At 35.0% G+C, this 25,912-nt stretch carries 20 protein-coding genes; 2 read left to right on the forward strand and 18 right to left on the reverse strand.

All coding sequences use genetic code 11. The features are described 5' to 3' along the window. Positions 1–2: 2 nt before the first annotated feature. From EYD45_RS13730 to der, 6 genes are all read right to left on the reverse strand, one after another. On the reverse strand, positions 3–443 hold the full coding sequence (locus EYD45_RS13730; RefSeq protein WP_165453939.1) for a protein-disulfide reductase DsbD domain-containing protein: 441 nt from the start codon (positions 441–443) through the stop codon (positions 3–5). A 134-nt stretch (positions 444–577) separates the two neighbouring features. Continuing rightward, on the reverse strand, positions 578–1,324 hold the full coding sequence (locus EYD45_RS13735; protein ID WP_130965132.1) for a hypothetical protein: 747 nt from the start codon (positions 1,322–1,324) through the stop codon (positions 578–580). Further along, positions 1,325–1,690: a GntR family transcriptional regulator gene (locus tag EYD45_RS13740; protein ID WP_130965133.1), complete on the reverse strand. Its 366-nt coding sequence runs from the start codon at positions 1,688–1,690 to the stop codon at positions 1,325–1,327. A 1-nt stretch (position 1,691) separates the two neighbouring features. After that, positions 1,692–2,489 carry a hypothetical protein gene (locus tag EYD45_RS13745; protein WP_130965134.1) on the reverse strand — a complete coding sequence of 266 codons (798 nt, stop codon included), beginning with the start codon at positions 2,487–2,489 and terminating at the stop codon, positions 1,692–1,694. A gap of 3 nt (positions 2,490–2,492) precedes the next feature. Next, complete coding sequence (locus tag EYD45_RS13750; protein ID WP_130965135.1) at positions 2,493–3,314, reverse strand: ABC transporter ATP-binding protein; 822 nt, start codon at positions 3,312–3,314, stop codon at positions 2,493–2,495. Between the two features lie 101 nt (positions 3,315–3,415). After that, positions 3,416–4,720, reverse strand: coding sequence for a ribosome biogenesis GTPase Der (der, locus tag EYD45_RS13755; protein WP_130965136.1), 1,305 nt, complete (start codon positions 4,718–4,720; stop codon positions 3,416–3,418). A 76-nt stretch (positions 4,721–4,796) separates the two neighbouring features. Here der and EYD45_RS13760 point away from each other — a divergent pair, with 76 nt between their 5' ends. Then, positions 4,797–5,300: a GTP-binding protein gene (locus EYD45_RS13760; protein ID WP_130965137.1), complete on the forward strand. Its 504-nt coding sequence runs from the start codon at positions 4,797–4,799 to the stop codon at positions 5,298–5,300. A 146-nt stretch (positions 5,301–5,446) separates the two neighbouring features. Here EYD45_RS13760 and era read toward each other — a convergent pair whose 3' ends face one another. From era to EYD45_RS13775, 3 genes are all read right to left on the reverse strand, one after another. Continuing rightward, a complete protein-coding gene (era, locus tag EYD45_RS13765) occupies positions 5,447–6,334 on the reverse strand; it encodes a GTPase Era (RefSeq protein ID WP_130965138.1) in 888 nt (295 codons plus the stop codon). An 89-nt stretch (positions 6,335–6,423) separates the two neighbouring features. Beyond that, positions 6,424–7,179 carry an FKBP-type peptidyl-prolyl cis-trans isomerase gene (locus EYD45_RS17025; protein WP_130965139.1) on the reverse strand — a complete coding sequence of 252 codons (756 nt, stop codon included), beginning with the start codon at positions 7,177–7,179 and terminating at the stop codon, positions 6,424–6,426. Between the two features lie 103 nt (positions 7,180–7,282). Beyond that, positions 7,283–10,132: a DUF5060 domain-containing protein gene (locus tag EYD45_RS13775; protein ID WP_165453940.1), complete on the reverse strand. Its 2,850-nt coding sequence runs from the start codon at positions 10,130–10,132 to the stop codon at positions 7,283–7,285. Between the two features lie 173 nt (positions 10,133–10,305). Here EYD45_RS13775 and EYD45_RS13780 point away from each other — a divergent pair, with 173 nt between their 5' ends. Next, positions 10,306–11,610, forward strand: a complete 1,305-nt coding sequence (locus tag EYD45_RS13780) for a Kelch repeat-containing protein (protein ID WP_130965141.1) — start codon at positions 10,306–10,308, stop codon at positions 11,608–11,610. A 5-nt stretch (positions 11,611–11,615) separates the two neighbouring features. On the opposite strand, the gene EYD45_RS13785 is transcribed toward EYD45_RS13780, so the two are convergent. From EYD45_RS13785 to EYD45_RS13825, 9 genes are all read right to left on the reverse strand, one after another. Further along, positions 11,616–13,265 (reverse strand): alpha-amylase family glycosyl hydrolase, encoded by a 1,650-nt coding sequence (locus EYD45_RS13785; protein WP_130965142.1) that lies wholly within the window; start codon positions 13,263–13,265, stop codon positions 11,616–11,618. 4 nt (positions 13,266–13,269) lie between these two features. Continuing rightward, positions 13,270–15,147, reverse strand: coding sequence for an alpha-amylase family glycosyl hydrolase (locus EYD45_RS13790; RefSeq protein ID WP_130965143.1), 1,878 nt, complete (start codon positions 15,145–15,147; stop codon positions 13,270–13,272). Between the two features lies 1 nt (position 15,148). Beyond that, a complete protein-coding gene (locus EYD45_RS13795; protein ID WP_130965144.1) occupies positions 15,149–16,126 on the reverse strand; it encodes an alpha/beta hydrolase in 978 nt (325 codons plus the stop codon). A 6-nt stretch (positions 16,127–16,132) separates the two neighbouring features. Next, on the reverse strand, positions 16,133–18,007 hold the full coding sequence (locus tag EYD45_RS13800) for a glycoside hydrolase family 13 protein (RefSeq protein WP_233702659.1): 1,875 nt from the start codon (positions 18,005–18,007) through the stop codon (positions 16,133–16,135). 114 nt (positions 18,008–18,121) lie between these two features. Beyond that, positions 18,122–20,239, reverse strand: coding sequence for a glycoside hydrolase family 97 protein (locus EYD45_RS13805; RefSeq protein ID WP_130965146.1), 2,118 nt, complete (start codon positions 20,237–20,239; stop codon positions 18,122–18,124). Positions 20,240–20,269: 30 nt separating this feature from the next. Continuing rightward, a complete protein-coding gene (locus tag EYD45_RS13810; protein ID WP_130965147.1) occupies positions 20,270–22,579 on the reverse strand; it encodes a glycoside hydrolase family 65 protein in 2,310 nt (769 codons plus the stop codon). Then, the gene (pgmB, locus tag EYD45_RS13815) at positions 22,551–23,249 is read right to left on the reverse strand and encodes a beta-phosphoglucomutase (protein ID WP_130965148.1); all 699 of its coding nucleotides are present in this window, start codon (positions 23,247–23,249) and stop codon (positions 22,551–22,553) included. Before pgmB ends, EYD45_RS13810 begins: the two co-directional genes overlap by 29 nt. A 2-nt stretch (positions 23,250–23,251) precedes the next feature. Continuing rightward, positions 23,252–24,613, reverse strand: coding sequence for an MFS transporter (locus EYD45_RS13820; RefSeq protein WP_130965149.1), 1,362 nt, complete (start codon positions 24,611–24,613; stop codon positions 23,252–23,254). A 151-nt stretch (positions 24,614–24,764) separates the two neighbouring features. Then, on the reverse strand, positions 24,765–25,838 hold the full coding sequence (locus EYD45_RS13825; protein WP_130965150.1) for a LacI family DNA-binding transcriptional regulator: 1,074 nt from the start codon (positions 25,836–25,838) through the stop codon (positions 24,765–24,767). Positions 25,839–25,912: the final 74 nt, after the last annotated feature.

Below are 25,912 nucleotides of genomic sequence, written 5' to 3' on the forward strand. Positions count from 1 at the left end.
GTTTATTTGATTGATATCTCGAAATTTGTGTGTCCTGGTATACATTTTTCGGTGTTACAGGACATATAGTTGATCTCGCCTTCTATTTTTAAAGGCCTTTTAGTGTTCGTTTTGATGCGCTGTTTAAAAACTGCTTTGTTTTCAAAGTATTTTACGTTCATTTCAAAAACATCTTCATATACTTCTTTGGCTTCTTCTTCTGATGGCTGGCCTTCACATTCATAATTGTCGTTAGGCACAAACCTAAATACTGTGGGCAATGGCCCGCCTTCGGCAAGGTGTTGTGAATACAAATGCCAGCTGCTTTTAATATCAGCAGTAAGCACAATATCATATTCGTTTTCAGAAATCTTTTTCACGGAAGGAGTCCATTTTACCGGCTCAAGTATTTGGGAAAAACCTGAAAGGGCAATAAACAATAATAGAACGGTTAATTTTTTCATTATGGAGTAACTGCAATATCTTATAGACATTAAATATAAGTGATATTTTGTGTACAAATTCTTAAATAAGATATAAATTGTGTGAAATTTAACTTTAATACTAAAACTATCTCAATTTGTTTTATTTGTGCATGTTAATTAACTATTTCTAATGTCGAAGTCGTTATGAGTTCTTTTCCGTTGGAGTTACCATTGAAAATTGTATAATGACTAGTATCATCAGATTCAATAATAAGTTTTTGAGGTTTTGTTATTTTAATCGTTGAATGATCTTTTAAAGTAATCTCAGCTTCCTTTAACTTGTCATTAAGTGGTATGAATTTTTCCTCTTTGGTAATGCTGTCAATAACTTTTCTTGTGATTCTCCCAAAAAGAATATTAGAATGATTATTGGCATCAATTTTTAATACGTTTATGGAATCGTTCCTTAAAGAACCTTTAATTTTAGCTTTTGTTATTGTTATATTTAGGGTATCACTGTAATAACCGGATAATCCTATTTCTGAATTTTCTTTACCAATAATTTTGTTCACAGATTGAGTGTTTACATATAACCAATAATTTTCATCTACACTACTTACAAACAGGGTGTCATTCTTTAAACTAAAACACTCAAATTCAAAATCTGATTTTGAGCGCCCATCCTTATCCCTATGTTGGTAATAAACGCTACTTATAGAATCATTTCTGATCCAGAATTTACTGTTTTTTTCGGCTACAATCACAGAAAAATCATCAAGCAATTTAGAGTCATAATAGCCCTTTACTTTATGCAGTGACTTTGGGGTTATGGTAATAGTCTTAGCATCCAAAAACAACACTAATGTAGTAGCAAAAATGAATATCAATAAAGCGACTTGTATATATTTTGACGTTTTCATCTAATCGTTTTTATGTATTTCCTGTATGAGTTTTTTTAGCTCAGAGCTGTTTAATTTTAAAAGTCTAATTTTTTGAAGTACACCTGGTAAATCGTTTTCAAAAAAATACGTTTTCTCTTTTTCTTTTATTTTTTCAATGGCATGTTCTGCCACAAAAAACCCAACACCGCGTTTGTTATCAAAAATACCTTCGTCTTGTAAATGGGCATAACTACGCATAACGGTATTTCTATTAACTTCTAACTCCACAGCTAAATCTCGTACAGACGGCACTCTATCATTAGGTTTTAGCCTACCGTCTAAAATTTGATTGCACAGGCTATCAGCTATCTGTAAATAAATCCCTCTATTTTCCTTAAACTCCATATTAGGTTTCTCTCTCTTTTAATTTAAAGTATGCTAGTGGTAATAAAAGCAAACTTAATCCAGCAAAAAGAATCGTAGCATAAATTTGAGTATTATAAACACCTTCCTCAAGCTTATAACTTCTTAAGTTGATTTCTAATAAATCTTTAGAATCATGGTCATAAAATATGTGAGACAGAATTACCATCAATAAAAACCAAGCTAAAACAAATAGCGCAAAAGTTAAAATAGATTTAAATAGTGCATATTTTTTAAAACTAGCCGCACCACAGAAAGCAAATAAAATCAATCCGCTGGCAAGAGAAACAAGAATATATATATCCACTTTATTTTCTTGCCATTGAAATGGGCTTAACATATTGTAACTTTCAACATTTTCTGAGACTATCGCAAAAAGACTATAAAAACCATATGCAAGTTTAAATGTTAGCCAATAAAGCGGTAAAAACAATAACACAAACCCCACAATACGAATAAGAAATTGAACAATAAACTTTTCAAAGTTTGAAACCGGGATAAGTAAATAATGTATGCTGGTTTTGGAAGATCGCAAGGCTGAAAAAGATGTACCAGCACTTACTACTCCCGTTAAAATAAGAAAAAATATGAATATAGGAGTGTAATAGTTTCTATTAAAATTCACTCTAGAACTTGCTGTGCTCAATGTAAAAACATCTACTATAAATAAAACTACAAATAGTCCAAGCAAAGCTAGTGCGTAAGTTTTTCCGTTTAAAGTCAAGTCATACTTTAAGTACTTATAAAACCTATTTAAATTAAAATATTTTTGCAAACCCATAGCTTATATATTAATTTCTACATTATTGGAAATGGCATTAAATAAAAGTTCTATATCCAGCTCTGTTTCTTCGTTTTCTATAACAGGCATAATAACCCTATAACCACCAGGACATTTTTCAGAATATTTAACATCTAATAAGCCACTGATGGCATTTACTGTTTTAAACTGAAACTTCTCTGTTATTTTGAATACGTCTTTTTCAAAAACAATACGTCCATTTTCAATATGAACAATTTTATCTATGAGGGTTTCCACATCTTTAACTTGATGTGTGGAAATAATGACCAATTGATCATCTTCAATAAAATCTACCAATACTTTTCTAAATATTTTTTTTGAAGGAATATCCAACCCATTTGTAGGCTCATCTAATAGTAATATGCTACAATTAGTAGACAATGCAAAAGCAATAATAAACTTTTTTTGCTGTCCGAAAGACATATTTTTTAGCTTGTTATCTGCTTTGAGCTCAAATGCACCTATAATTTTGTACATTTTTTCAAAATCAAAATTCTTATAAAGTGCACCATAGACTTTTAGGTAAGCTTTAATAGTTAACGATGGAAGAAAGGGATCGTCACTTACAAAAAAAATATTAGACAAAAAATCAGGTGCTCTCTTAAAAGGTTTAAAACCATTAACCGTCAATTCACCTTTTTGTATTTCCAATAATCCTGAAATAAGCTTTAAAAGTGTTGTTTTTCCAGCACCATTCTTACCCAACAAGCCTATTATATTTCCATTATTCTGGCTTAGGTTTAAATCTTCAAATAAAGGTTTTTGCTTACTGTAACCATAAGACAGATTATTGATTGCTATCATACATAATGCATTAGTGTACTATTTAAGTATGACACAAAGATACATTTATATTTTAGTCCACCAAGTGGAATTTTAAAATTTCGATAAATAATCTGGACAATCTACTTCTTCCGCATATAAACACTTATCGGCACACCCGTAAACCCAAAGTTCTCGCGAAGTTTATTTTCTAAAAACCGTTTGTAAGGATCTTTTACATATTGTGGTAAGTTGCAAAAAAATGCAAATTGTGGTTGTGGTGTGGGCAACTGCATGATATATTTAATCTTAACGAATTTGCCTTTATATGCTGGTGGTGGATAGTGGTCTATTATTGGTAATAATACTTCATTAAGTTGACTGGTCTTAATCTTTTTAGAACGGTTTTTATAGACCTCAACTGCAGTTTCAATCGCCTTATAAATTCGCTGTTTTGTCAATGCTGAAATAAATACAATTGGTACATCAGTAAAAGGCTCCATCTGTTTTCTTATTGCCTTTTCATAGTCTTTCATCGATTTATGATCCTTCTCTACCAAATCCCATTTGTTAACTAAAACTACAATACCTTTATGGTTACGTTCTGCAAGCCAAAATATATTTTGAACCTGTCCATCAAATCCTCTATTAGCGTCTAAAACCAAAAGACATACATCGGCATGCTCAATAGCTCTAACGCTTCGCATTACAGAGTAAAACTCTAAATCTTCTTTTACCTTTGATTTTCGTCTAATTCCCGCAGTATCTACCAAATTAAATTCAAAACCAAAGCGGTTATATTTAGTATCTATAGCATCTCGTGTTGTACCTGCAATGTCGGTTACAATATATCTATCTTCTCCAATTAGAGCATTTATAAATGACGATTTCCCTGCATTTGGTCGACCAACCACAGCAAAACGTGGTAAGTCTTCTTCAATTACTTCTTCTTTTTCTGGTAGTGCTTCAACTAGCGCATCTAGTAAGTCTCCTGTACCACTTCCGTTAATACTGGCTACGGTGTAGTAATCTCCTAATCCTAATGCATAAAACTCTACAGCATCTTCGGCACGTTTTCCGTTATCAACCTTGTTCACCACCAAAAAAACTGGTTTTGTAACTTTACGAAGTAATCGCGCTACATCTTCGTCCATCCCTGTAACACCAGTTTCTACATCCACCATGAAAATTATGGCATCTGCTTCATCAATAGCAAGCTCCACTTGTTTATCAATTTCGGCTTCAAAAACATCATCACTTCCTTTAACATAACCACCGGTATCAATTAGGGAAAACTCTCTTCCATTCCAATCGGTTTTCCCATAATGCCTGTCCCTAGTCACACCACTAACTGCATCAACAATAGCTTCTCGTTTTTGTATCAAACGATTAAAAAACGTTGACTTTCCAACATTTGGTCTTCCTACTATAGCAACTATATTTCCCATGCTTCTTTAATTGGGTGCAAAGGTACTATATAAAATTGAAGAAAAAACAGTAATTTAACGAAGCAAACTAAACATTATGCCAACTACTAACGACATTGTTTTAAGGCCGCGCTTTAAAATTGAATTGAATGAAAACAACGAAACGGTTTTAAAGCGGTTTGAAGATTTAAAAGCATCTCAAACCGACTTTACCATCACTAGAATTGATAATCATGTTTTTATAAAATACCCGAAGAAAGACCAGCATTTTTGGTCGCCCCAACTACATTTGGAGATTGACGAGGTTGACCAAAGTTCTAGTTTATTACATGGTTTATATGGCCCAAACCCGACAGTGTGGACCATGTTTATGTTTTTGCATTTTGTAGTAGCATCGCTTTTTATAGCTATTGGGATTTGGGCGTATACCAACTGGAGTTTAAAATCTGACTTTATGATACAAGTAAGCCTTATGGTACTTATGGTGATTATTTGGTTTGTTCTATACTTCGCTGGCAGAATAGGTAGAGACTCTAGTAAAAAAGAAATGATACAGCTTAGGGATGTAATGGACAATGTATTACAACAAAAAAAGCCTTAATTGAGGGGGATCAACCAAAGCTTTAAAAACTAACTAACCCAAACTAACTTTTTGAGACTTACAAATATTAATTTTTTAGGTTAACTAAAGGTTACCTAATCAAAAAGTAATTATTATAGTTTAAATTTAAAGCGTTAGATGCACCATTACTTATTATTATTATAACCGAAACGCTTCAACTGGTTTTGATTACTACGCCAATTTTTATTCACTTTCACATACAATTCCAAGTGAATTTGCTTGCCAAAAAACACTTCTAAATCCTTTCTTGCCTCTACGCCTACACGCTTTAGCGCACTTCCTTTATGCCCTATAATGATACCTTTTTGGGTTTCACGTTCAACCATGATAACAGATCGTATTCTAATTATAGTTTCTTCTTCAAAAAATTCTTCGGTTTCTATTTCAACAGCATAAGGAATTTCCTTTTTATAATGAAGCAGTATTTTTTCTCTAATTTTTTCATTAATAAAGAAACGTTCTGGCTTATCTGTGAGCTGGTCTTTTGGATAAAATGGAGGAGATTCCGGTAGTAAATCTAGAATACGGTTAAACACTTCTTTTACGTTGAAACCTTGCAATGCTGAAATAGGAAAAATTTCTGCATTTGGCACCTTTTCTGCCCAAAGCTGCACCTGATTTTCTAATTGTTCTTGATTAGAAGTATCAATTTTATTTAGCAAAAGAAGTACTGGTATTTTTGCATTGGTTATTTTTTTAAAGAAGGCTTCATCCTTGAGATTTTGTTCTCCAATTTCGACCATATAAATTAAAACATCGGCATCTTCAAAGGCAGATTTCACAAAATCCATCATAGAGGCCTGTAACTCATAAGCTGGTTTAATTATTCCTGGAGTATCACTTAACACTACTTGAAAATCATCACCATTAACTATCCCTAAAATTCTATGGCGTGTGGTTTGCGCTTTTGAAGTAATAATCGAAAGTTTTTCGCCAACAAACGCATTCATCAATGTGGATTTACCCACATTTGGGTTACCAATAATGTTTACAAAACCTGCTTTGTGCGTCATATTTTAAACGTATTTAATTCAATATAAACAAAAAAAACAGGAAGCATATAGCCTCCTGTTTTTTATTTATTAAAAATTTAGAAAAAATTTTATTTGTTTAAGATCTCTAATAATTCCACTTCAAAAATTAACATTGAAAAAGGCTTAATCTCCCCACCTGGTCTTGGGTTAGCACCATAAGCTAATTCCTGCGGAATAAAAAACTTATATTTTGCACCTTCACTCATTAACTGTAGCCCTTCTGTCCATCCAGGAATCACTTGTGTAATACCAAATTCTGTTGGCTCTCCTCTATCAACAGAACTATCGAACACAGTACCGTCAATTAAAGTACCATGGTAATGTACTTTAACTCTGTCTGCAGTGGTTGGTTTATCTCCATCACCTTCTTTCAGTACAATATACTGTAATCCACTATCGGTTGTCATTACACCTTCATTAGCAACGTTTTCTTTTAAGAATTTCTCACCTTCTTCCTTATTAGCAGCAAACTTTACTTCTAACTCTTTCTTTCTTTTTTCCTCTTTTTTTGCATTCATCGCCTGTTGCTTTGCCATTATTGCAGTCCTATTTTTCTGCATATAACTTTGTATAATCGATTGGCGAGTTTCATCATCCAAATAAACCTCTGCAGAATCAAGAATTTGCATATATCCTGCTAAGAATTTATCGTTATCTATTTCGATAAAGTTAGCATTAACCATTTCTCCTATTTGAAGTCCAGCAGCATAACTTACTGAATCTTTCTCAGTTTTTAAATCGGCTTTAGTTATTTTACCTGGTTTACTCTGACACGAAGCAATACTTACAACAATTGCTAAAATTGATAATTTAATTAATCTCATAGTCTATTCTTGTTTTTAATTGTCGCCAAATGTAACGAAATTAAGAACAGAAAAAAAACGTATTAACGTTCTATTTTGAAGATATTTGTTAGTAGAAAAGCATCTATTCAGGTTTATATTGGGCGTCTGTTGTTAAAAGGAATTTATCCAACTCAAAACCATCTTCGCGCATTGAAAACATTATAATATGCTCACCTGCTTCTTTGATGTCAAGATAATTGGTATTTGGTGTGCCACAGTGATTCTCTGGTACACGTTGAGCGGAGGACCAAGTCCAATTATGCTTTCCCTTACATAATTGAATTCTTTGTCCGCTTTCTGGCCAGTGTCCATCTAATCCAACATGAATTCCGTTATCTTCTGCCCCACTAGAAAACGCTTTTACCCAAACATAATATTTTCCAGGAGTTTTAATGCTGACTTTATAGGCTACAACTCCTCCGGCTCCAGGTATAGGATAAAAATTTTCGCCTCTAACCAGTTTATCTTTATGAACTACTCTTGTATCCGGCAAGGCTTCAATGTAAGCTTCCCCACTAGCATTTGCAGTATGGTCATCAATATTGAGCAATGGTGCATGTTCATTTGCTTTTCTAACGTACCATTTTCTTGGACTATTATTATTTGTGTTGAAATGAAAGTCTTCCGCTTCTACCTCAATATTGTTTTCATGTGCTTCAAATGCAGTAGCGTTTTGTAAATCCTCATGTTTCAGAATGTCAGATTCAAAAAATGATAGCGCATTCCATCTACCTCTAGACCATGCGGTTCCTCCTTTTTCTGGAAGTCTACCGTTTGAATGCGCATTGGATGTTATGGTAATTACATCTCCTGTTTTAAGATACAGTGTTCCAAAATTGAGTTCTACCCTTTTGAATGATTCACTAACCTGAGGATTTGTGACGGTTTTTGCCAATGTTTTATTGATACTAATGGTATAGCTTGATTCTCCATCTTGTTCTGCCATCGCATTTAGCAGTAACTTATACATGCCCGTTTCACCATTAAATGTGGTTTTTGCACTAGCAAATCCTTTTCTTTGTTCTTCTTTGGAAGCATTTATCGCTAAAGCTTTATTTCTTTTGTCCTTATAATAACTAACATCCCCTTCAATGATTTGAAAATCCGATAGAGCGTTTAAAACTACAGATGCTTCTGAGACCTCATTAATTCTAGTTTCTTTTGATTTGTTTGTAACCAAGGCTACCCAATCCCCCGTTTTTTCTGGTGGCATACCTAATGAAACTAGCTTGCCAGCTGTAACAGATTTCACTTTACCTTTCTTTAAATCCCCTCCTAATCTTGGGTTGTACCATCGCACATTAAATTTACCCGAAACTCCTGTTAGATTCAATTTTAATGGTTCCGCATTAGGTTGGTAAATGGCATAAACCTCTCCTTTTTTAGCGAGAATATAATCTGATTTGTTTTCTGTTAAATCATCTGCAGCCACCATATCCTCGTATGGCAAATAAGTTTTAAAAAAATCTAACGCATGTCTTGTTTGATTCCAGAGGATGTCTCTAGAACGCCAATCTTCACATTTTAAATCATTATGATCATATTTATAACCAAAATACCACTCTACACCAGCGCCACCAGCCATTAGGTTACCCCAAAGCACATTAGACCTCATACTATCATGATTAGGGTCATCGGCATCAGGTTTTGATCCAGTATGTGCTGGCCCAATTTCATCTAAAAACGCCACCCATGGTTTATTAAAATCTTTGGACTTTTTAATCCATTTTTTGGTCGTATAATTTACATCTTCGGGCTTTTGTATTTGCATCGAAATACCGTCTATGTATTGATCTCCCAACAACGGATTTAAAATATGATCTTGTGCATAAGCCACTGCATGCGTATGTATTACTACCAAATTTTTATAAGGATCGTTAGTTTTAATGTAGCGCGCCATTGCCTTTCTATCAGCATCGTTTTGTGCTTTTGGCGACCAGGTTTGATAACCATTTTCTTCACCTAAATTCCAAATCACGCCTAAGTGATGAGAAAACCTTGCAATCATTTCTCTATAATAAAGCTTACGTTGTGTTTTTAACTCACCAATATCTAGCAGCAGTTCATTTTCTGTTTCTTGGGTAATAATGTGCAACACTATTCCCAAATCATCCATGTGATCAAAAACCTTTTCCCATTGATCCAATTTGCTGCAATCAAAACGATAGCGCTCATTCATATCCGTCCAAGGCCAAACGTCGTCACCATCACCTTGAACATTCATTGTTAAAAAATATACAGAATTCATACCCTTAGAAGCCAGATAATTTAGAGCCCCAATAATCGATTTTCCTTTACCGTTTTGCCATGTTGGGTCGCCAGTATTCCAATCCTTAGTATGCGCTTCATATTTATGAGACGCTGGTGTTTGGTCAAACTCATGGTATGCTAAAAAATTCTCTGGACTACCAGCACCTCCCTTTAAAAAAGGGGCTTTGGTATCAGCATGTGCAGCGTAAGTTGTGCCATCATAAATTAATCTACCTTTTTGCCTAAATATTGATGTCTCTCCTGTTGATTCTTCAATGCTAAAACTACCTTTCATACCATGAAAACCAACAGCTTCACCTTCGTAAATATCGTCACTTAATGCTATATTTTTTCCGTATCTAAAAAACACTTCGTATTCCCATTCTCCAATAGCATCAGGCACAAATCTTACTTTCCAGATTTTTCCAGATGAAGCGCTGGTTTCAGCAGCATTACCATCGGCAGCAAAAAACCCTGGAACTGTAAATATTCTTCCGTTATTTTTAAAAATAACATTCAACCGATAATTCAAAAAGGGATTATCCGCATCATACTCATGCAGTTCTTCACCTTCAAAACTAAGCGTTACTTTATGCCACTGCTTTAATTCGCCTTCAACGGTAACATTTTGGGCAAATACACTAAGACAGAATAGAAAGAAAAAAACGGAATAATACTTCATTTTAAATAATTTTACTTTGAATGGTTTAAATAGTTGGTTTAGAATTTTGTCCAAATTAAAAAACAATTCATAAAAAAATGACATCAATATAGTTTTTATCATGAATAATCATTTTCTTAATTCTAGCTTTAAACAATTCACTACATTTAAGCTTGTATATTTTAGGTTTTACAATGGAGCATTTTAAAACATCCTTTCTTTATTTTTTTACAACTTTACTAATTTGCTTAAGCCCGCATATCAATGCGCAAACCGACCAATGGATTGATAAAAATGAAAGTGAAAATTACGTAGCTAGACATGAATGCTCTTTTGTTCAGGCAGGTGACAGATTCATCATGTTTGGAGGACGAGAGCAAGCACAACGACTTGATGTTTATAATTTTGAAACAGACACATGGTCTCAAGGCGGCAATGCACCAAAAGAATTTAATCATTTTCAAGCCACATTTTACGAGGGGTTTATTTGGGTAATTGGCAGTTTTAAAACCAATACATTTCCCAATGAGATTCCAGCAGACCACATTTGGCTTTATTTTCCACCTACAAAAATGTGGATTAAAGGTCCTGAAATACCAAAAGACAGACGTCGCGGTGGTGCTGGTTTAGCCTTATATAATGATAAATTTTATTTGGTTGGAGGCAATACCAAAGGACATAATGGCGGTTATGTAAATTGGTTTGATGTATATAATCCTAAAACCAATAGTTGGACGGTTCTAGAAAATGCGCCACATGCCAGAGACCATTTTAGTTGTGTTGTGGCAGATAACAAAATTTATGCACTTGGTGGTCGACATTCAGGAGGAGAGGGTGGTGTATTTAAACCTTTAATTGCTCCTGTTGATGTTTATGATTTTAAAACAAATCGTTGGACTCATTTGAACTATCCCTTACCGACACCAAGGGCAGCACCAAGTGTGGCGCTCTTTAGTAATGAATTGTTTGTAATGGGTGGTGAAGGCGCTAAAAAAGGGCCAGCCTACAAATTAGTTGAAGCTTACAATCTTAAAACCGAAGCGTGGTCTAGAAAAGCTGATATGCATTATCCAAGACATGGCACGCAAGCTATTGTTTCGGGAAATGGCATATATATCGCAGGAGGCTCTCCCAAAAGAGGCGGTGGCCGTCAACACAACATGGAAGTTTATAATAGTGATGCGCCTAAGGGAAGTAGTATTATCCCTAGCGAACTAAAACATTCTGAAACCGAATGTGTCCCTGTTGGTAAAGAAGCATCTATAAAAATTAAAAACAAAGGAGGCAATTCAGGGTGCTTTATCAACTCAATAATCATTGAAGGTGAACACGCTGATACATTTCAACTTCTTGATGATTACAGTTTAAAACTGATTAAAAACAAACAAGACTTACAATTGAAAGTAAAGTATCTTGGCGATACAAAGAATGATACTGCCAAAATGGTAATAACTTATAATGGCAACTTAAAAACGAGTGTCTTATTAAAATCTAAATAAAAGTACTAATTAATTTTTTCTAAGAGTATCACCTCATAAGGAGTATTCAGTGTAACCTTACCGTCGACAACGTTTACTATTCTATTAGAATACGCATCGAATAATTCATCTTCATCAGAAAAAACAGCTGTAACGTCAATCGTTTTTTCGCCTTTAGGCAAAGCTAAAGCGATTAAAACTTCATCTTTAAAATCGTCTTTTACAAACGTCCTACCAAACACATAAGGCTCTTTAGATATCATTTTATGGATACCAGCTCCAACTGCTGGGTGGCTTGCTCTGAATCGACCTAACTTCTGCCAATGTTGTAGGATAGCTTTATTTTTTTCTAATTCGGTCCAGTTCATAAAAGAACGTAAAGTTGCATCTCCTTGCGTACCTTCAATAACAAGCGAACGTGCAGATTCATCACCATAATACACCTGTGACGCTCCAGGGCATAATAACAACTTCGTTGCGGTTTCATAAGGTTTTTCTCGGGATGGATCAAAAGGCTGCCCATCGTCATGGGAACTTAAATAATTTAAAACACTATAGCTTTTTAAATCTGTATTTAGAATATCTGAGTATTTCTTGAAGAATTCATCAATTGGCATTTGCGCTGCGTTCCATTTCGCTTCAAAATTGATAAGCCCATCAAAAGCCTTATCAAAATAATTGACTTTTTTATCTCCAAAGTCAAACGCGGTTTTAGCAGAAATACCATAATTATACACTTCACCAACTAAATAGAAGTCATTATCATCTAAAACTTTATCTGGATTATTCGTTTTAAATTCAGCAAAGGCTTTATCACAAACTTCCTTAAATTCTTGCCATACATAAGGCTCGGTATGTTTTACGGTATCTACGCGATAGCCATCAATTCCAAAATCGATAATGTAATCGCTAAGCCATTTCATAATGTAAAACCGTGGTGCTCTTGGATGTCCCGTTCTTTTAAAAAACGCATCTAATTCTGCAACCTCTTGTTCATATCTGCCTTCTGCTTTCCATTTTTCGGTAAGTTGTTGTGGCAACTCTACGGCATCATTGCTTTCAGTACGGATATCAGGAAGATTTTTAACCAAGGTACAAGTCACCATATTTTCATAGGATTGATAATCGCATTGGGGTTCAGTTCGCACCCAAGTTTCAGGCCATAATGGATCTTTTTCTGTAACTGGCCCTGTGTGGTTTATAACAGCATCTAATAAAATGCGGATACCATTTTTATGTGCCGTTTCAACTAAAGCTTTTAAATCCTCTCGTGTACCAAAATTAGGATCAATTGACGTCCAATCGCTTGTCCAATACCCATGAAAACCATAAGTCAATCCTGTGCCCTCATCAGTACCGCCGTGTATTTGCTCTACAATTGGGGTCATCCAAATGGCATTTATGCCTAAATTGGTAAAATAACCTTCCTTAATTTTTTGGGTAACACCTTTAATGTCTCCGCCTTCAAACCCTCGAAGCTTTCCAGTTTCTAAAGTCCTGTTGAAGTTTACATCATTTGATGGATCTCCATTGTTAAATCTATCCGTTAATAAAAAATAAATATTTGCACCTTCCCAAACAAACGGTGTTTCAGGTTTTTCTACCGGGACTTCTTTTTTGTTTTCACAACTAAAAAAAACTAAAACTAGTAATGAAATGACTATGTATTTCTTCATGGTTTTATTTCAATTTTAAGATAAAAGACTCAAGCGGTTTAACTTTAATTTTAATACTACCCCATCCGTTTTCAACCTTTAAAGTAGACTTAAATGTATTGTACAATTGGTCTTCAACTTGATAATCACCGTTAGTCAATTCCCAGCTTTCAATAACAGCTTTCGGAAGTTTCAAATCAAACTTGTAACTATTATCATCATCAAAATTTGAAACAATAATTAATTTCTCATTATTGCTCCAACGTACAAATGACAATACTTTATCTGTATAATTCTCCGTATTTCCCCTGTTGAATTGATGGATATCTTGATATGCACCTACCAAGGCTTCACTATTAATTGTGAAGTTTAAAAGCCTTTTATAGAAATCCCTTAAATGCCTCTCATGCTCCGATAATTGTCCACCATCAAATTGCTTATTATTTACCCAACGTTGATGAGCAGGCACGCCCACATAATCGAAAATTGATGTTCTCGTTGGCGTACCAAAACCTGCATTTTCAGAACCATCTTCCCCTACTTCCTGACCAAAATAAATCATAGTAGGCGACGTTGTTGAAGTTGCCGAAACCACCATAGCAGGCTTACCTTTTTCAGCATTTCCTGCAAAATCAGCGCTTGAGATACGCTGCTCGTCATGATTTTCTAAAAAATGTAACATGTGATGTTCAATATCTTTTAAGTCATCAAGAATTGGGGGAATGTTATCAGTTTTTCCATGACCTTGCATTATGTGTTTAATAGTATCATACAGCTGAACTTTGTCATATAGATAATCCATTTTCCCTTTTTTGATATAGTCTCTATACAGCGATGGATTGTAAACCTCAGCCAGTAAAAAGGCTTCTGGATTTTTCATTTTTATAGATGAATTCATAAAACTCCAAAACTCAACAGGTACCATTTCCGCCATATCGTATCTGAATCCATCCACACCTTTTTCTAGCCAATACAATGCAATATCCTTGAACTTAATCCATGAATCTGGCACATCCTTATCCTTCCAAAAATCAAAATGAAGTTTATAATCTTTATGTTCAAATCCCTCAGGCAATTCATCAAAATCTTTCCTGCCGTCAGGTGATATTCCATAATTCACCTTTACGGTTTCATACCAATCGTTCATATCTGGTTGCGATAGGCGTGACCCATTACCTGTCCATTTTGCTGGTTGCTCTGGAAATTCATTATCTTCAAGAGGATGTTTTTCCTCACCTAAAGGAGAATACCCGTTTTTCCATTCAGGCACTTGGAACGCTTCATCAGGATTGTAATAAAAATTGTTGTTTTTATGATACATGACAGAAACATCATCATCTTCCCCAAAATCCTTTACGCCTTCAGGTTTTGAAATACTTCTGTAATTTCTAGCCACATGATTTGGTACAATATCAATAATGACTTTCATTCCTACCTTATGTGTGCGTTTAATAAGAGCTTCAAACTCCTGTAATCTATTTTCAATGTTTACGGCCAAATCTGGATTCACATTGTAATAATCCTTTACGGCATAAGGTGAACCTGCCCTACCTTTCACCACATCTGAGTCGTCGTTTGTAATACCGTATTTTGTGTAATCGTTAATTAAAGCATGGTGTGGCACACCGGTATACCAAATATGGCTCACGCCTAAATCCTTAATTTCACTTAACGCCTTTTCAGTAAAGTCGTTAAATTTACCAACGCCGTTTTCTTCAATAGTTCCCCAAGGTTTGTTGGTGGCATTGGTGTTGCCAAATAGACGTGTAAAGACTTGATATACTACATGTTTTTTTTTGGCTATTTTAATGTCGCTTACTTTTGTTGTAACTTCCTTCTTTTCTTTTGTACAGCTTAATCCGACCATCATCAATGCTATTAAAATGTATATGTTTTTTTTCATTTTAGTGTTGACCTAGTAAAAATGTTAAAGGCACATTTAATCTTTTGTTCCAAGAGTTTTCGGAATGATCTGCACCTTCAAATTTTTCATTTTTATAATTTTCTTCAGAATACCCATTCGATATTAAAATACGGTTAACCATTGGCGCATATTGTGGATAAAAAGCATCCAACGTTTCCGTACCGTAGTCAAAGTAAATTTTATGGTTTGAAGGATTGGGCAACTTATTTTCTAAATAGCTTAATATTGCCTTCGGTAATGAATTATCTTCAATAGGTTGCGCTCCTGGCCAGTGTGTAGACATGCAGGATGCTCCACCAAACACATTAGGGTATTCGCAAATGGCATACATGCTCATTAAACCACCCATACTTGATCCCATTACAAAGGTGTTTTCTTTGTTTTTATAAACTGAAAATTCAGAATCAACTATTGGTTTTATTTCTTCAACCAGAAATTTTAAATAGTTATCACCATTAAGCTTACTGCCTTGTTTAATATGATTTTTTTGCTGATTTATAAGCGTTTTATTCTCATCAGATAAATTGGCAAATGCCTTTTCTGGAAATAAATCTTGCCAACGCTCTTCCTTAATATTATGTATGGCCACAACAATAAAGTTCTTTGTTTTGCCTTCATTCATCAATTTTGAGGCCCATTCATCTACTTTCCATTCTTGTTTATTCCATGTAGACGTAGCATCAAACAGCATTTGTCCATCATGCATATACAAGACTGCATACTTTTTATCTTCAGAATAGTTTTCTGGTAACCAAACATCTACAGGTCTTGGTGTAACATATTTTGAAGGAAAGCTATCCAACCGCATTAGTTTTCCACTTGATAGTTGAGCGTTACTATATGGTTGAAAGTTTTTATCAACCCTTCCTAAACTCTCTTTATGTTCATTTTGTGATGTGTTTTTACACGACAAAAAAGAAGCGATCAACAATAAAAGACAATAGCGCTTAGCATCCATGAATGTCTATAATTTTGTTGTTAAAAGGGTTGTACCTTTTTCTTTTAAAACAAATTTATCTTTCCAAACCACCTCAGCATCAGTTGTAATATTTTTCAAGGTTTTTCCTTCTAATCCTACTTCTTCAAATCTGCTTAATTCTAACTCAACAGGAGCATCATTTTTATTCATGATGTGCACTACGGTTTCATCTCCTTCAATTCTGAAAAGTACGTATACTGCATCCTCTGGTGCAAAATGAACTGTTTTCCCTTCATGAATTGCCTTACTTCCTTTTCTATAGTTCAATATTTTTCTAAGAAAGGACTGCATGTCTTTTTGCTCGTAACTTAATCCTTCGCCTGTAAATGCATTTATCGCATCACCTTGCCAACCTCCAGGAAAATCGCTTCTAATCAAACCATGGTCTCCAGGTTTATCAAAATCGTGCATTAAAATTTCAGTACCATAATATATTTGAGGTATTCTAGGTAATGTCAAAATATAACTTAATGCCATTTTCGTATGTGTTATATTACCATGCAATTGCGTAAAAATCCGACTCATATCATGGTTATCAGGAAACACCATAATATCCTTTGGACTCGCATAAATAAAATCGTTGGCTAATGCCCTATAAATTTCAATAAGCCCTGTACTCCATGCTTCATCTTCATTTATACCTTTTACAATTTTTTCCTGCATCGCAAAATCCATTGGGGATTTCAAATTGGAATTATAGCCATCTTTATTAGCATTTCCCTCTTGCCAATAGGCAATCAGTAGTGGATTGCTCGTCCACTCCTCACCAACAATATTAAAATTTGGATACTCATTCATGATTTCTCCCGCCCAACGACTCATAAAATCTTTATCAGGATAAGGATAAGTATCTTGACGAATACCACCAAGATTTGCAGTTTCAATCCACCAAATACTATTTTGGATGGTATAGTTTGCCATAAATGGATTGCGCTGGTTTAAATCTGGCATAGCAGAAACAAACCAGCCTTCATTCATGTTTCTTTTATCACTTTTGGAAGCATAGATATCTTGATTAGTTGTTCTCCTATGATTAGTTTTAATCGCCTTGCTCCCCTCCCAATTCTCATAATTATTCTCATAATGTTCCTGGTGGTTTATCCAATCTTTAAATGGAAAATCTTTCATCCACCAATGTTCTACGCCACAATGGTTAGCCACCTGATCCATAATTAACTTCATGCCTTTTTCTGATAGTTCGGATGATAATTCCAAATAATCCTCCATGGTTCCAAAACGAGGATCAATTTCATAATAATCTGTAATCGCATAACCATGATAAGACCCTTGTGGCATATCGTTAGTTAGCAACGGACATGGCCAAATTGCAGTAAATCCTAAGTCTTGAATATAATCCAAATTATTTGTAATGCCCTTAATATCTCCACCGTGTCTTGCGTAGCCATCAGTTCTATCTAAACTAGTATCCTTCATGGATTTCATAATATCATTTTCTGGATTTGAATTTGCAAACCTATCGGGAGTGATTAAATAAATAGCGTCTGAGCTATCAAAACCAATAAAATCATCGGCAGGCTTCTGTCTTGGTTTTAATTCATAAGTATGAATTAAATCCTCACTATTCTCTTTTTTGAAAACAATGTTAAATTGACCTGGTTTTGTGGTTTCTGCAATGTTTAAATCTATAAACAGATAATTTGGACTATCGGCTTTGTGCACCTTTTCAATGGAAACACCTTGGTATGAAATGTTGGGAGTCCATTCTGAAATATTTGGTTGGTGTACCAATAACTGTAACGATGGGTTTTTAAATCCTACCCACCAGTTTAATGGCTCAATGCGTTGAATATCATTTTTCTCAACTATTGCATTTGTTGCACCATCTTCATCTGTTGCCATACTGGTTTGCTTTTTACATGATAAAGTTATAGTAAATACGCACAGTAACCCAACAAAAATTAGCTGTTTTGTCGTTGTTTGATGTTTTGTGTAAGCTTTCATATTAATGGCTTTTTATTTCACTTCTTCTAAACTAATAGCAAAACCACCTCCGGGAGCAGACCAGAGTGATAATTTAGATTTACTCGTAACATTCTTGGTTTTTATAGTATAAGCCTGCGGATTAGTTTTATAGTGCGCATCTTTAGCGTCAGCATAAATAGTTGCTTTATACGTTTTGCCCTTTTCCAAGAAATCTAGTTTGATATTTGATGTTCTTGGTGTGGTGCCATTAACATTTCCAATAAACCAACTACTTGCCCCTTTTTCTTTACGGGCAATGGTTAAGTAATCCCCAGGTTCTGCTTCTAGATAAATGCTCTTATCCCAATCTATAGCTACATCTTTTATAAATTGAAATGCGTCCATAAATTGTTCATAATGTTCTGGTAAGTCCGCTGCCATTTGTAATGGAGAATACATCGTAACATACAGTGCTAATTGATTTGCAAGTGTACTATTTACATGGGAATTGTTATTTGGATTAAGCTTGCTGATGTCCATTTCAAAAATACCAGGTGTATAATCCATGGGACCTCCTATTAATCTTGTAAAAGGTAGAATAGTTACATGATTGGGTTTAGAACCCCCGAACGCTTGAAACTCTGTTCCTCTGGCAGATTCATTTCCTATTAAATTTGGATAAGTTCTGCAAATTCCTGTGGGTCGCACCGCTTCATGAGCATTTACCATCACTTCATAATCCGCTGCTTTTTCAATAGCATATTGGTAGTGATTGATGATGTACTGGCTGTAATGGTGTTCGCCTCTAGGAATTATGTTGCCAACATAGCCACTTTTTACGGCATCATAACCGTTGTCTTTCATAAATTTATAAGCTTTGTCCATGTGGCGTTCGTAGTTTCTTGTAGAACCCGACGTTTCGTGATGCATAATCATTTTTACGCCTTTTGATTTTGCGTATTTATGAATTTCTTCAACATCAAAATCGGGGTATGGCGTCACAAAATCGAACACGTAATCTTTGGATTTCCCAAACCAGTCTTCCCAACCCTCGTTCCAACCTTCAACTAAAACACCATCAAATCCATGTTCTGATGCAAAATCGATATAGCGTTTTACCTTGGTATTGTTGGCAGCATGTGTGTCGTTTGGTTTCACCTTTGAATAATCGGTAAAACCCAACTGAACCGCAGGTAATTCATCTGTATAAGCCCAAGAACTTTTACCAGTAATCATTTCCCACCACACACCGATGTACTTTACAGGTTTTATCCAAGATGTATCCTCTATGGCACAAGGTTCGTTTAAATTCAATGTCATTCTAGAAGCCAAAATATCCCGAGCATCATCACTTACCATAATAGTACGCCAAGGCGAATTACAGGGTGCTTGCATGTACGCTTTATTATCTTGTGCATCTGGCGTTAAGTGTGACTCAAAAACCATAGTTTCTTCATCCAAATCAAGAGACATACAAGAGTAATTTATCAATGCTGCTTCGTGTAGATTAATATATAAACCTGAATCTGTTTTCATCATCAGCGCCGTTTGCACCCCAGTTTTTGAAAACTGTTCTTGCGATGCATTTCCAGTAACCGCATCATCAAACTTCTCATTAATTTCTGATAATTTTGACTTTGTATAATCGTATTCTTGGGTGTCGTAATCTCCAGGAATCCAAAATGTTGTGTGATCACCTGTCATAGCGAATTGAGATTTCTCTTCTTTGATCATGAAGTACACGAGATTATCCTGTTGAGGGAATTCATATCGGAACCCTAAGCCTTCGTCAAATAATCTGAATCGAATTAGCATTAGTCTATCCGTTTCTTTTTGCTTTAAGCTTATCGCTAATTCATTATAATGATTTCTAATTTGGCTTTCCTCACCCCAAACTGGCGTCCAAGTTTCATCAAACGTTGATGTTGATGTATCTACGATTGTAAACCCATCTAACAATGATTTCTTATCATCCTTCAACTCTAAACCTAAGTGACTTGGTTTAACCACTTCTTGGTTTTTATATGATAATTGGTATGTTGGTTGTCCATCATTTTCCAGTGAAAAGCGCATAGTAAAGTCTCCATTTGGCGATTGGAACTCTTGAGCGTTACTGCAATTGAATAGCGACAACAGCAACATCATATTTATAATGAAAAATGATTTCATACTAATAGTTTTATTTTTACAATTTATTTTTTAACTCACTGCTTTTAATACATTACTTTCCAGAACCAAAGGTTTATCATTACATAAAATCTCTAATTCTTCACCACATAACATTTCAAAATAAGTCTGTTCTTGGGTAACATTTACTTTTAGTACATGATCTCTAAAATTCACTTTAAAAGAATAGCCTTTCCATTGCTTTGGGATTTTTGTAGAAAAAGAGAGCTTGCCATCCTTAACCCGCATCCCACCAAAGCCTTCTACAATACTCATCCATGTGCCAGCCATAGATGTAATATGTAATCCTTCATGCACCTCGTGGTTATAATCATCTAAATCTAATCTTGAGGTTCTTAAGTAGAAGGTATAGGCTTGCTCCATTCTACCCAATTTTGCAGCTTGAATACTGTGTACACAGGGTGACAGTGAGCTTTCATGAACTGTAAATGGTTCATAAAAATCAAAATGACGTTCCAATGATTCTTCTGTAAATTGATCCTCAAAAAAGTAGAACCCTTGCAATACATCAGCCTGTTTTATATATGGTGACCGTAATATTCTGTCCCAACTCCATTTTTGGTTTATTGGTCTTTCCGATTTTGGTAAATCTTCAACTGAGATTAATTCTTTATCCAAAAATCCATCTTGCTGTAAGTACACTTGATGCTTTTCAGAATATGGAAAATACATATTATCTGAAACCGCTTTCCAAAGTGCCAGTTCCTTTTTGGTAAGCTTTACTTTTTTTGCAATTCTTGCAAAATCAGAAGCATATGCTTCTTCAACATTTTCAATTTGCTCAAGTGTATAATCAATACACCATTTTGCTAAATAGTTAGTATACCAATTGTTATTCACGTTGTTTTCATACTCATTTGGACCTGTTACCCCAAGGATAACATACTTGCTTTTGTCTTTGGAGTATGTGGCACGTTGCTGCCAAAAGCGAGCGATACCTATTAATACTTCCAGTCCTTTTTCTGGAATGTAACTGTAGTCTCCTGTAAAACGATGATAGTTATAAATAGCAAATGCAATTGCCCCATTTCTATGAATTTCCTCAAATGTAATTTCCCATTCATTATGGCACTCCTCCCCATTCATCGTTACCATTGGATACAAAGCCGCACCATTTTTAAAACCTAATTTTTCGGCATTTTCAATGGCTTTTTCTAAATGATTGTAACGATATTCTAAAAGCGTTCGTGCAACATTTTGATTTTTAGTGGCCATATAAAAAGGAATACAATAGGCTTCGGTATCCCAATAGGTACTGCCACCATACTTTTCGCCAGTAAACCCTTTTGGACCAATGTTTAACCTAGAGTCTTTACCTAGATAAGTTTGATTAAGTTGAAAAATATTAAAGCGAATACCTTGTTGTGCTTTTACATCACCATCAATGGTAATATCTGCCATTTCCCAAATATTAGCCCAAGCTTTCTTTTGCCCTTCCAATAATTGATGAAACCCTTTTTTAGTAGCTGTCTTCAACGCTTGTTTTGCGGCTTTGACTAATTTAGATTTGTCGTGATACCTATCTACAGTATAACCACCAAATTTTTGAATACTATATATTTCCCCTTTCTTTACAGGGTAAGCATAACTAAACGATACATGATTTGAGTCTGCGGTAACATTATGTTCAACTATAATTGGCTTATTGGAAATATAAACTTTCGATTCCATAAACGTACAGGTATGGAAATCCGTTTTCATAGTTTTTGCCTCAATAAACGCCTGATTGTTTAAATGACTGACATGGGTGGTGTCCCAAAATTTATCATCCCAGTTGGTATCTTCATTAGTAATACCAGAATCTAAATACGGTTGAAAAACAATTTCAGCATCAGCATTTAAAGGTGTTACTTCATAATTTATGATGCCAACCTCATCTAAATCCAAACTCAAAAATCGCTTTGTGAATACTTCAACCTGAATACCATTTGGTAAGGTGGCGCTAAAACTTCTCGAGAGCCAACCTTCTTTCATGTTTAGTTCCCTTTTAAAATTCTCAACTGATTTGCAAGTGTTTAAATCAAGTGATTCACCGTTTACCAAAACGTTAATGCCTATCCAATTTGGCGCATTTAGCACTTTCGCAAAATACTCAGGATATCCGTTTTTCCACCAGCCCACACGCGTTTTATCGGGATAGTAAACACCAGCGATATAACTACCTTGAAATGTAGCACCAGAGTACTGTTCTTCAAAATTGGCACGTTGCCCCATAGCACCATTACCAATGCTAAATAAGCTCTCGGAAGATTTAATGCGATTTGCATCAAACCCTTCTTCTATGATGGACCAACTATCTGGTTTTATATAATCTTGGTTCATTGTTATTTGATATTTTTTCTGAAATTACCTTAGTGAAGAAATCCTGGGGTAATTCAGTTAAATTATTAAAATTAAAATCGGCTTCATGGAGTGTTTTTGCGTCTCCAATACCTACCGATATCATATGTGCTCTATTTGCAGCTTCAACACCTGCAATAGCATCTTCAAAAACCACACATTGTTCTGGCTTTAGATTTAGCTTTTGAGCACCTATTAGAAAAACTTCTGGATCTGGTTTTGCTTTTGAAACGCTATTGCCATCCACTATTCCGGCAAATCGATTAAATAGATTTACCTGCTTTAGAATTAAAGGTGCATTTTTACTTGCAGAACCTAGAACGTAGTGTATCCCTAAAGCATCCAAGGCATCTAAAAGTTGACTTGCCCCGGGAAGAATTTCTTCAGGTCCCATTTTATAAATATATTCTAGATAATGTTCGTTTTTACTTACTAGATAGTCTTGCTTTTTTTCTTCAGAAAGTTCAACTTTACCTATGTCTAGCAAGATTTCCAAAGATCGTACGCGACTTACTCCTTTTAGTAATTCGTTGTGTGATTCGGTAAACTCAAAACCCAATTCATCAGCAAGGTCTTTCCAAGCTAAAAAATGATATTTAGCAGTGTCTACAATAACACCGTCTAAATCGAATATTACTCCTACTTTGTTCATTATTATGATTGAATTACATCGTCAACATCTTTAACCTTATATACTAAAGACGCTGCAATTAAAAAACTTACTCCACTCATTACTAAAGCAAAAATGGCATGATTACCATAAGCATATTTAACAAGCGGACCGCCAATTAAGGCATTAATAATTTGAGGAATTACGATGAAGAAATTAAAAATCCCCATATAAACTCCCATTTTCTTAGGCGAGATTGAACCTGCCAAAATAGCATAAGGCATCGCCAGAATGCTTGCCCAAGCTATTCCCACGGCTACCATAGAAAGAATAAGCCAATTTTTATCTGGCATAATGTAGATAGACAATAAGCCAATACCACCAATAATTAAAGAAACAGAATGTGTTTTCTTTCTCCCTATTTGTTTAGCTATGTATGGTAAAGCGAAAGCATAAAATGCCGAAACAAAATTGTATACACCAAATAAAATACCCACCCAATCGCCAGCATCTTGATATAAAGCACTGCTACTATCAGTATGAGATAAACCGTAAGTATGTTGTGCTATAGCTGGAGTAGCAAATACCCACATTCCAAAAAGACCAAACCAAGAAAAGAATTGCACCCAACTTAATTGGCGCATGGTTGTTGGCATTTTTTTGAAATCTTCAAAGATATCTAGCAAACTTGATTTCTCTATTTCAGCTTCCTTTTCAATAGAATCGTTTTTATCTTCCTCGTTTTCAAAGCTTGCTAATTCCTCTGGGCTATATTCTTTGGTAGTAGTTACTGTAATTAAAATAGAAACTATTAAAATGATAGCTCCAATAGCAAATGAAAGAATCAAGTTTAGAGGAACCTTACCTGCTTCGGCTTCATTTGAAACCCCAAACCAGTTCGCCAAAGCATATGGCAACCATGATCCTATTACAGCGCCAAAACCAATTAATGCCGTTTGCACACTAAAACCTAACGTACGTTGATCTGTTCTTAGATTATCACCAACCAAAGCACGAAATGGTTCCATAGCAATATTAAACGAGGCATCCATAATCATCAACATACCTGCACCTACCCAAAGAGCGGGCAAAAATGCGATAAAAATATCTGCACGAGGCATTAATATCAAACCTATAGAAGCTAGAATTGCTCCAACTAGAAAATACGGTTTCCGCCTACCGAATCGTCCCCAAGTTTTATCGCTATAATGTCCTATGATTGGTTGAACAATTAACCCCATCAAAGGCGCAATTATCCAGAACCAGGAAAGTTCGTGAACATCAGCTCCAAAAATTTGAAGAATTCTACTGGCATTGGCATTTTGAAGGGCAAAACCCATCTGTATTCCCAAAAACCCAAAACTCATGTTCCAGATTTGCCAGAAACTTAATCTACGCTTTTCCATTAAATAGTATATTAAATTAATACTATTTGATAAGCGATACTTGTGTATATCTTACCAAAACTTATGTGAGAAGTGAAAATATAAGTCTTGATTTCTATTCAAAGATATAAAAGAATTTTGTTTTTCCTAATACACGATTTTAGCTACGAAACTATTTAGTAGATTCTCTTTCTATGATTTCGGTTTCAATCACCATCTTTATAAAATCGCGCTTTTTCTCATTATTTGTAAAGTATTGCTCAGTTTCAGACTCTTCGGCTTCCAACCTGTCAATCAGTAAATTAGCCGACTGCTCTCCCATTTTTTGACCGTGCTGACTTACAGTTGTTAAACTTGGTGTGGCATGTTTTGAAAGCACACCATCGGTAAAGCCAATAACCTGCATATCATCTGGAATACTTAGCCCTAATTTTCTGGCCACTTTCATAGCGGTAACCGCGTAAAGTTCGTTTACGGCAAAAACCCCGTCTATGCTAGGGTTCGATTTAAAAAAATGTGCAATTTCGGTTTCTAAAACTTCAATATGATTTTCCACATCTAAGCTATCGTCAATCTTTAAAATAAGATTTGAGTCTGCCTCAATACCACCCGCTTGTAGGGCATCTAGATAGCCTTGTGTCCTTAGTCTACCAACACTTACATAGTCCATCGTGGTTATCAAAGCTATATTTTTACATTCATTTTCTATCAGCTTTTTTACAGCCTTTACAGCGCCGTTAAAATCATCAACAATAACCTTATCACATTCCACTTCGTTAACCACGCGGTCAAACATTACAATGGGCATCCCTTGGTTGATTGTAGCATTAAAATGATGGTAATCTTGCTTAAGGAGCGTCTCCTTTGAAATAGATAGAATAAACCCGTCGATACTCCCATTGGCAAGCATTTCCATGTTTATAATCTCTTTGGTAAATGATTCGTTCGAAAGCCCCACGATAACATTATAACCTCTTCGGTTTGCAACACGCTCGATCCCTCTAATTACAGTAGAAAAGAAATGATGTACAATTTCAGGAATTAAAATCCCAATGGTCTTAGTTTTTCTGTTTTTTAAACTAAGCGCAATGTTATTGGGTTTGTAATTATAGAGTTTTGCAAAAGCTTGTATCTTTTTTGTAGTATCCTCACTAATCTCCTTACTATTGCTTAATGCTTTTGAAACCGTTGACACAGAGACATCTAACTCTCTTGCTATTTGCTTTAATGTTATCTTTTTCTTCATAACGTTTTACAAGCTCTAAAATAAGAATTATTGCATCATTTTTTAAAGAAAAAGATTTTTTTATTGCACTCAAA

It is taken from the genome of Hyunsoonleella flava (assembly GCF_004310325.1).
GTDB classification, from domain to species: domain Bacteria; phylum Bacteroidota; class Bacteroidia; order Flavobacteriales; family Flavobacteriaceae; genus Jejuia; species Jejuia flava.